Here is an 8841-nt window from a genome sequence, read left to right on the forward strand (position 1 = left end):
CCGAGGAGGAACATCGGCGGGTGGGCCCGCCGCGAACGGAATCGCGGTGGGCCCACCAGCTCCGGGTCCCGGTTCGCCCTCGTCCGCTACCCGCCGGCGTGCGCCTTCCCCGCCGGCTCGGGACGCGTCGCGGGCGGGATGGTGGCGTGCCCCCTCGAGTGCTGGCTCCTGGTCAGGGGTCGGAGCTGGCCTCCGCTCCTGCGGGCGTCCGCAGGAGCCCGACTGGCGGAACCGCGCGTCCGCCGGCGTCACGGGTGGAGCTCCCAGCAGCGATGGGAGCGGACGACGCCGTTCCCGGGCGGCTGGCGCCCCCATGGCGCTTGGCCACCGTGCCCACCCCCGCCCGCCCGCGAGGCCCGGACGCCCCGCGTCCGAGGTCCGGTCGGTCCCCTGCGCGCCGCCGAACGGCCCGGGTCCGCGACCGGCGAAGGTCCCCCGGAAGGACTACCGTCGGAGGGGCAGGGGCAGGTGCCCTGACGAGTCCGGGGCACCGGCCCGGGGTCGACGTTCCGCCGCCGGCGGGCGTCGCGGTCATGCCGGGAGGTCACGGTGACGGTCTCCGTGTTCATCGTCGACGACCACGAGATCGTGCGACGGGGCATCGCCCACCTGTTGGAGTCCGAGCCCGACATCGACGTGGTCGGCGAGGCGGGGGACGCCGCGCACGCCCTCGCGCGCATCCCGGCGCTGCGTCCCGACGTGGCGATCCTGGACATGCAGCTCCCCGACGGCGACGGCGTGGCGGTGTGCCGGGAGACCCGGCGGACCGTGGACCCGCCGCCGGCCTGCCTGATGCTCGGCTCCGACGACGCCGACGACGAGGCGGTGTTCGCCGCGATCATGGCCGGCGCGGCCGGGTACCTGCTCAAACGCATCAGCGGCAGTGGCCTGGTGGACGCGGTGCGGGCGGTCGCCGCCGGGGAGTCGCTGCTGGACGGCAAGGTCACCAACCTGGTGTTGGCACGGGTGCGGCAGGGTGAGGAGCGGCGCGACCCCCGGTACCCGGACCTGAGCCCGCAGGAGGAGCGGATCCTGGACCTGGTGGCGACCGGGCTCACCAACCGCCAGATCGGTCGCCGGCTGAACCTGGCCGAGAAGACGGTGAAGAACTACGTGTCGTCGCTGCTGCACAAGCTGGGGTTCGCCCGCCGCACGGAGGCCGCCGTCTACGCGACGAGGCAGGCCACCACCCGCCGCCCGCACCGCTGAGACCCACCGCCACCGCCGACGGCGCCGACCAGGAGGACCCGCGACGAGGTGCGGGAGATGGCCAGCCGGTACCCGGTCCGACGGAGACGAAGCCGGACCCCACCGACATCCACACGCTTGTCCGCCCAGCGGGGGACCGAGAACCACGGCGGACAGCCGACCAGGAACGAACGGCTCCCGCTAGCCAACGGGGTGCCCACCGGCCACCACGTGAGCGGGCAGCGCGCCGTCGAGTTCGGGCGGCTCTCCCCGGCCGAACGCAGGTCCCGGGCACGGTGCGCGCCGGCTCGCGCATCCACGGCGCCCGCTACCGGCGCGGCCTGATCTCCTCGTTCTCCATCGCATGGGAACGCACCCCCTACCCCGAGGGGGATGGGGGTGTCCTGGCCCTCGCGGTCCTCCGGGAACCACGCGCTGCTCACCCGGCCGGCCGTCCGCGTCCACGGCGCCGGAGACTTGTTGGGCTATCTCGTCGCCGGGCAGGCCGGGGCGTTCCTCTCCGCGCGGGACGCGGTGACGAACCTGCGCCAGCAGGCCCGCGCCGCGTGAGTCCGGCCCCGGGGAGTGCAGGACTCGGACGGCGGATGAGTGCCGGGAGGAGGTTCGGGCCGAGCGGAGGCGGTTTCCTGCTCCGCCAGCCAGGAACTGGCGCCGTGCAGGGGGGCCGCCGCACCGCGCCGCTCACCCGGCCCGTGTCGGCGGCCCCTTCCCAGCGACACCGCGAAGCCACCACCGGAAGGCCGTTCCGAACCCGCAAGGCCAGCCACGAGACACCGGGCGGCCAGCGCGCGGCCGCACCCCTGAATGGCCACCGACGCCCTCAGCCGGGTTCCGCCACGGGGGGCAGGCCGTTGGTGACCTCCCGCGCCGTCCGGCGGGGGGTGGGCAGCCCCGGGTACCCGTAACCGACCCGCAGCACGGTCTGCGGGTGCCCCCGCGAACCGACCAGGCGGTCCAGTTCCTCCTTGACCGAGGGCACCTCCATTGGCTGGGAGACGAACGAGGTGCTCAACCCCACCGCCGTCGCGGCCAACAGCACCCGCTGCATGGCGTGGCCCCCCACCAGCTGGGCGCGCTGGTCGTCCTCGTCGGTGAGCACCACCCCCAGCAGCGGAACCCGCTCGTAGGGGCGCGGGGGCCGGTGTCCGGGGCCGTACCGCCGGACCGCGACCAAGCCCTCCTCGAGGGGCGGCGGGCCGCTCGCCCGGACCGGGACGCCGTCGCTGACGCTGGCCACCCCCGTCGTCCACCGCCCCAGCTCCGCCATGAACGCGTCGTCGTCGCGCTGCGCGGCCTCCGCGCTCCTGATCATCCTGGCCAGGTCGGCGAACCGCGTCGGCTCGTCGAGGAAGTCCAGCAGGCCGCTCTCCAACTGGGCCGCCCGGCGCAGCGCGTGCCGCACCGGCTCCGGGGGCTGCTCCTCGGCGAAGGGCCGCCGGTTGGTGTGCCGGCGGGGGATCGCCGAGGCCAGCGCCCGTTCCTCCCCGGTGGGTTGGTGCCGCCCGGCGAGCCGGACCACGCCGAGCAGGTCCGGGACATCCCGGTCGGGCAGCAACTCGGTGACGGCGGCGATGCCCCGGGCCCGCGCCTCCAACCGCAGGTTGAACAGGGCCGCCCCGCAGGCCAGCCTCGCCTCCCTGCCCTCGGGATCGGCCACCCCGAGCAGTCGGGACCGGTCCAGGTGCAGCGCGATGCCGTTCCCGCGCACCTCGAACCGCCAGGGTTGCGTGTTGTGCGGTGACGGGGCCCGGGTCGCCGCCGTGACCAGGAGCTCAGCGAGGGCCCCCGCCCGGCCCGCGTCCTGGGTCCGGCTCGACGTGCCGGTGGCCGTCGCCGTTCTCATCGTGCTCATCATCCTGTCCTCGCGCCCAGCCCACGCGGTGGTCGGACACCGCCCTTGTGCACATCCTCTGCTGGCCGGGCGCGGTCGGACAGGGACCGTGGGCCGGTCCCGACAGGACCTAGGGCCCGAGACGGACACGAGCCCGGGACAGGAGGCGGCGCGCCGTCCGCTCCCCACCGGGGAGGCGAGGTACGGCCCGGACGTCCACCGGGGGTCCGGTCGCCTCAGGCGAGGATGGTGCGCAGCTCGGTCTCGACTCGCTCGTGATCGAATGCGGGGAGGCACAGTGCCGTGGCGGTGCGCTCGGCGAGGGCGCGGTACACGCGGGTGGTCGCGAGCAGCGCCCGCGTCGAGTCGGCGGCGTCGAGGCTGGCCCAGCAGTGCCCGAGGGCCTGCTGGATGTCGGTGTCCATCCACTGCCGCATCCTCGTGCCGAGGTAGCGGGTGTCAACGGCGGTCCCGTGCCGGGCGCGGTGGTCCCACTCGATCATCCGCAGCAGTTCGGCTTTCAGGTCCTGGTCGCGCAGCTTCGCCGACCAGGGCTCGTCGCGCACGATCGCCTTCGCCTGCATCAGGGCGGCCGCCCACGCCCAGTTGACCGACTCGTCGAACTCCTCGGGCGAGGGCGGCGCGGGGTCGGGTGCGAACAGCCTGGCGGTGGTGGCGGTGCCGTCCTTGTCGAGCAGTACCTGGAACGGGCGTGCGTGGACTCGGCCGGGCAGTCGCCGCGCTGGCAGCAGGGTGAAGTCGATCTTTCCGCCCGCGTAGTAGACCAGGCGGGTCGGGTTGCCCGCGCCGTCCTCGAGCCGTTCGACGACCAGCACTTCGCCGAGGTCGTTCCACCACGACTCGTCCCGCAGGAGTGCGGTCGTGTCCGTGGTGAACACTTCGATGTCCCGGTCGGAGAGCGGGTGGGCACCTTCGGCGGCGGCGGATCCGGTCAGCACGAGCGCTCGGACGTCGTCACGGGTCGACGCCCACCCGACCAGGGCCTCCAGTGCTCGACGGTAGTCCATCCCGTGACTCCTCCCTCGCCCCTCCGATGACGAGCCTCACCGCTCGGGGCGACTCTCGCAGGCCACTGCTCGGCCGGTCACGGCGTACTCGAGTGGGGCGCGGAACCGGCGTGCTCGTTCGGCTGTCCGGAGCAGCTCCCGTGGGCAGCACCCTGTACTGCCGGTCCGGGTGGACGGTCGCCTGTTCCTGCACGCGCGACCCGCACATGGCGCAGGGCGACGGGGAGGTCGCGCTGACGGCGAGGGAGGGGTCCCTGCGGGCGACGGTCCGGTTGCCGGCCTCCCCGCCCGGCGGGGACGCGCCGCGCACGGCGTTCACCTGCCCCTTCGCCGAGGCACCGGAGCACTGGATCCCGTTCGGGCTCAGCGGTGGTGAGGGCGAGGAGGGTGGGTGGACGCGGCGGTGCGTCACGCGATGGCGTTCCTGGCCGAGGGGTTGGGGATGGAGGGACCCGGTCGCCGACGCCTACCTGAGCGCGGCGGCGGACTTCGCGGTCTCGCAGGTGGTGGACCGCACCACGGGCATCTCGGGTTGATTCGGGAGGCCGGCTCCGCTGGAACCCGGGAGTCGGCGGCCGCTCCCGTGGGCGGGCGCGGGTGGCTCGGGGCGGCGTCCGGTCCCCACGCCGTACGGAGACGTGCTGATGTCCGCCCGGACGACGCCCCGGTGTCGTGGTGGGCGGCTACGCTCCGGCTCGGGGTCACCGGCACCACGGAGGCGGACATGACCGGACAGGGTGTCGCCGGGCAGTCTCGGGACGACGAGCGGGACGGGCACGGGGAGCTGGGGCCGGTGGGACCGGTCGGCGCGCTGGTGTTCGCCGCACTGGCGCTGGTGGCCAACCTCGTCGCCGTCCGGTACGGGATCGGCCCGTCCTTGTGGGCGGCGGACCTGCCCGGCGGTCCGAGCACCGGCGTGGTGGTCACGGTCATCGTGATCGGTGTCGTGCTCGGGCTGCTGCTGACCCTGGCGGCGGCCTTCACCCTGGCTGGCGCGGTGGCCACCTCCGAGGGCGTCTCCCCGCTGTGGTTGCTCTTCGGCCAGCTGGGCCTGGGGTACGCGCTCGGCTTCGGGTGGACCTACCTGGCCCTCGACGCGCAGGGGGTGCGCCCGCCCGGGTCGTTGGCGGCGACGTTCTGGTCGTTCCTGGCCGGTGGGGCGCTGATGGCCCTGCTCGCCTGGCACACCCTGCGGAGCGAGTGGGAGGAAGCCGAACGTCGGCGGTCGGTCCGGGAGCGGGGCAGCCTGACCACGGGCCGGGTCCTGGACGTGGGAGAAGCCACCAGCCGAGCGGTGGTCAGCGGGAACACCGTGCTGTGCCAGCTGCGGATCGGGTTCCGCGACGGCGGTGCCCGGCGGGTGGTGGCCTCGGTGGTCCTGGGGGTGGCGCCGACGCGCATGCCGCGCCCCGGCGACGAAGTCGACGTCTGGTACCTGCCGGGCTGGGTCGTCGCCGGCTCCGAGGAGGAGCACCAGATCGCGGATCGGCACGTGGTGGTGGAGCTCCGCCGCCCCGAGGTCGAGTTCTGACACCGGCCCCGGTTCGACGCCGCTTCCGGGCCATCCCCGCTCCCGACGGAGTGCGTGGTCCTCGCGTTCACCCCGGCACGCGCCCGCCTCCGCTGCCTCCCGGTCGGGGGGTGGGTGGCCGGAAAAGCGTTCGTGGGCCGCTGCCCCCGGGGCCTACGCTCGATCCGGTTCGACGACCTCGCCCGCCGTGGTTCCCGCCGCCCAGGAGGATCCTTCGTGACCGGTCTCCCCTCCCCTGCCGAGCTGCGACCAACCCCGCTTCCGCTGCTCGGACGGTCCGCACTGGTCACGGCGGTGAGCAGGCGGGCCGGCATCGGGTACGCGGTCGCCCGCCGGTTGGCCGCGCTGGGCGCGGACCTGTTCCTGCACCACCACCTTCCGCACGACGAACGGCAGCCGTGGGGCGCGGACCCGGGTGGGGTGGACGCCGTCGTCTCCGGGGTGGCCGAGTGCGCCCGCCCGGGGGGTGTCGTCGCGCACGGGGACGTCGACCTCGCCCAGCCCGCCGGTCCGGCCGAGGTGACGCGGACGGCGGTGGAGTGCCTCGGGCATGTGGACGTGCTGGTGTGCAACCAGGCGTTGAGCGGTTCGGACGGTGCGCTGGACGTGCTGGAGGCCGCCGACCTCGACGCCCACTTCGCGGTGAACGCCCGGGCGAGCCTCCTGCTGGCCCAGGCGTTCGGCCGCCAGCACGACGGCCGCCCCGGCGGGCGGATCGTCTTCCTGACCTCGGGGCAGGACCTGGGGGTGATGCGGAACGAGATCGCCTACGCCACCAGCAAGGGTGCGTTGGCGGCGATCACCCCCAGTCTCGCCGACCACTTCGCGGACCGGGGGATCACGGTGAACGCGGTCAACCCCGGTCCGGTGGACACCGGCTACGCCCCGCCCGCCGCGCACGAGGAGGTGCGGCGGCGCTTTCCCGGCGGAGCGTGGGGTGGCCCGGACGACCCGGCCCGGTTGATCAGCTGGCTGGTCGGCGACGACGGCCGGTGGGTCACCGGGCAGGTGATCAACTCCGAGGGCGGGTTCCGCCGGGGCTGATCAGGACAGGCCCTCGGCGATCTCGCCGACCCGGCGCATGCCCTCCCGCATGATCTCGCTCATCCCGGGGTGGACCCAGGCGTCTCGTTCCTCGACGGACTGGAACACCGACACCTGGCGGTGCAGTGTCCGACCGCCGAGGTCCTCGAAGGTGAAGACGCCGAGCTGCACTCCCCCGGGCACGCCCTCCAACTCGAGGGTCTGCACCAGCCGCTTCGGCGCGTCGACGTCGTGGCACACGCCCCGGAACACCGAGGGAGTGCCGGCTGGGTCCCGGCTGACGTAGCACCACAGTCCCCCTGGCCGCAGGTCCAGCCGTTCCACCGTGGTCTCGAAGTTGCCGCCGCCCCACCAGCGCGGGATGAGTTCCGGGTCGGTGATCGCGCGGAACACCGCCGCCGGTGGGGCGTCGAAGGTGACGGTGGTGGTGATGTCCTGGCGGTCCGGTGCGATGGTGATCTCGGCGGGGGCCATCGGCGGGGTCCTTCCTCGGTCGTCGTTCGTCGGCTCGGGGCGGGCGCACCCGGCGGTCATTCTGCGTGTCGGCACCGACGCTCCGGGTGATGGGGCGCCGCCACCACCGAGTGATCCCGGCCGAGCTACCCGGGCGCGCCGGGCTGGTCGAGGGGCCCGGCCGGTGAGCGCCGGGGGCGCGCCACCGCCGCACGCGGCGGAACACGGTGGTCGTCGCCGGGGCGTCCCGTTCCTGGTCGGCGCCGGTCGCGACCGGGAACTCGGGAGCCGTCGTCGGCGCGCCGTCGCAGCAGTCCTGGCACCGCCACCACGACCGGGCGCTCCCTCCCCGCTGGCCGACCAGCAGCAGGTACAGCGGTCGTGACCTGCGCAAACACCGCAGCGGTGTTAGCGTGGTCGGTCACGGGACTCCCCAGTCCGCCCGGAACCGCGTCGCGACCGAGGCCCCAGGCAAGGGAGGCGGAAGCACATGCGAGCCGCCGTGCTCACCGGACAGGGCGGGCCACCGCGCGTCGCGGAGGTGGCCGCCCCCTCCGTCCGGGCCCCAGAAGACGTGCTGGTCCGCGTCCTCACCAGTTCGCTGAACCACGCCGACCTCGACGCGGTCGCGCAGGCGCGTGACGGGGTTCCCGGGGGGTTGGGGCTGGACTTCGCCGGCCTGGTCGTGGAGGCGGGTTCGGCGGTGGCGGACCTGGCTCCGGGTGACGGCGTGCTCGGTTTCCTCCCGCCCGGAGTCCCCCACGAGGGCCCGGGCGCGTTCGCGGAGTACCTGGTGGTTCCCGCCCGGCTCCTCGCGCGTCGGCCCGCGACGCTGGACTTCGTCCAGTCCGGGGTGCTGCCCCTGGCCGGGACGGCCGCGCTGCTCGCCGTTGACGCGGTCGTTCCCCCGCGCCGGAGCCGGCTGGTGGCCCCGACCCGGGGTCCCGTGCTGGTGGTGGGGGGTTCGGGTGGGGTGGGCACCCTCGCCGTCCAGGTGGCCAACGCCAGGGGCGCGGCGGTCGTCAGCACCGGCCAGCCGCAGGACCGCACCCTGTTGCACCTGCTCGGCGCGATCGAGGTGCTCGACTACTCCGGGGACTGGCTGCCCGAGGTCCGGGAGCGCTACGCGGAGGGAGTGGACGGGCTCGTCGACCTGGTCAGCGACGCCGACCGGTTCGTGATCCTCAGCGAGCTGGTGCGGCCGGGCGGGCGGGTGGCCAGCACCCGGGGCGCGGCGGACGTGTCCGCGCTCGCCCGCCGGGGCGTCACCGCGGTGAACGTGGTCGCCCGCTCGGACCGGGAGCTCCTGGGCCGGCTGGTCGACTGCGCCGACGCCGGCACGCTGCAACCGGTGATCGACCGGGTGATCAACCTGTCCGACCTGCCCTCGGAGTTGGGCGCGTCCCCACGGCCGCACGGGTGCGGCAAGGTCGCGGTGACCATCGGCGACTGACCGCGGTCCTCCGGGCCCGCCCACGCCCGGGGGTCCCACTGCTCTGGCGGCGGGGGTGCGGTGTCGACGGGCTCGGGGTTCGGGCGGTCCGCTCGCCGGGCGCCCTTCCTGCCGGGTGCTCGACCACCCGGTCGGCGGGGACGAGGCGGCTGGTGATCTCACGGCGGGGCGGCGGGAGGGCGCGGGCTTCCGCCAGTGGTGCGCGCGCCCGCCGCGTGGCCCGGTTCGTCGGGGACGAGCGGGGCCGGGGTGGCCGTGGACGGCCCGCCCCGCCGGCAGGCGCGGCCCGCGG

At 74.9% G+C, this 8841-nt stretch carries 9 protein-coding genes; 6 read left to right on the top strand and 3 right to left on the bottom strand.

Features of this window, described 5'->3' with window-relative positions; translation table 11 throughout:
• The first annotated feature begins 549 nt into the window (after positions 1–549).
• Entirely contained in the window at positions 550–1209 is a 660-nt protein-coding gene (locus ACTIDRAF_RS0224345) for a response regulator (protein WP_016701284.1), read from the top strand.
• A 372-nt stretch (positions 1210–1581) separates the two neighbouring features.
• Positions 1582–1758: a hypothetical protein gene (locus ACTIDRAF_RS34105; protein ID WP_016701285.1), complete on the top strand. Its 177-nt coding sequence runs from the start codon at positions 1582–1584 to the stop codon at positions 1756–1758.
• A gap of 271 nt (positions 1759–2029) precedes the next feature.
• Here ACTIDRAF_RS34105 and ACTIDRAF_RS31040 read toward each other — a convergent pair whose 3' ends face one another.
• Together ACTIDRAF_RS31040 and ACTIDRAF_RS0224360 are read right to left on the bottom strand one after the other, a co-directional pair.
• Complete coding sequence (locus ACTIDRAF_RS31040) at positions 2030–3061, bottom strand: Acg family FMN-binding oxidoreductase (protein ID WP_016701286.1); 1032 nt, start codon at positions 3059–3061, stop codon at positions 2030–2032.
• A gap of 215 nt (positions 3062–3276) precedes the next feature.
• On the bottom strand, positions 3277–4068 hold the full coding sequence (locus ACTIDRAF_RS0224360; protein ID WP_016701287.1) for an aminoglycoside 6-adenylyltransferase: 792 nt from the start codon (positions 4066–4068) through the stop codon (positions 3277–3279).
• 140 nt (positions 4069–4208) lie between these two features.
• Here ACTIDRAF_RS0224360 and ACTIDRAF_RS0224365 point away from each other — a divergent pair, with 140 nt between their 5' ends.
• From ACTIDRAF_RS0224365 to ACTIDRAF_RS0224375, 3 genes are all read left to right on the top strand, one after another.
• On the top strand, positions 4209–4604 hold the full coding sequence (locus tag ACTIDRAF_RS0224365) for an acetamidase/formamidase family protein (RefSeq protein ID WP_026066455.1): 396 nt from the start codon (positions 4209–4211) through the stop codon (positions 4602–4604).
• Between the two features lie 188 nt (positions 4605–4792).
• Positions 4793–5599: a hypothetical protein gene (locus tag ACTIDRAF_RS0224370; protein WP_157163255.1), complete on the top strand. Its 807-nt coding sequence runs from the start codon at positions 4793–4795 to the stop codon at positions 5597–5599.
• A 216-nt stretch (positions 5600–5815) separates the two neighbouring features.
• A complete protein-coding gene (locus tag ACTIDRAF_RS0224375; protein WP_016701291.1) occupies positions 5816–6643 on the top strand; it encodes an SDR family oxidoreductase in 828 nt (275 codons plus the stop codon).
• Here the strand turns inward: ACTIDRAF_RS0224375 and ACTIDRAF_RS0224380 are convergent, their stop codons facing one another.
• Positions 6644–7117, bottom strand: a complete 474-nt coding sequence (locus ACTIDRAF_RS0224380) for an SRPBCC domain-containing protein (protein ID WP_016701292.1) — start codon at positions 7115–7117, stop codon at positions 6644–6646.
• Positions 7118–7586: 469 nt separating this feature from the next.
• Here ACTIDRAF_RS0224380 and ACTIDRAF_RS32240 point away from each other — a divergent pair, with 469 nt between their 5' ends.
• Entirely contained in the window at positions 7587–8549 is a 963-nt protein-coding gene (locus tag ACTIDRAF_RS32240; RefSeq protein ID WP_016701293.1) for an alcohol dehydrogenase catalytic domain-containing protein, read from the top strand.
• Positions 8550–8841 lie beyond the last annotated feature (292 nt).

The sequence above is a fragment of the Actinoalloteichus spitiensis RMV-1378 genome (genome assembly GCF_000239155.1).
Taxonomy (GTDB): domain Bacteria; phylum Actinomycetota; class Actinomycetes; order Mycobacteriales; family Pseudonocardiaceae; genus Actinoalloteichus_B; species Actinoalloteichus_B spitiensis.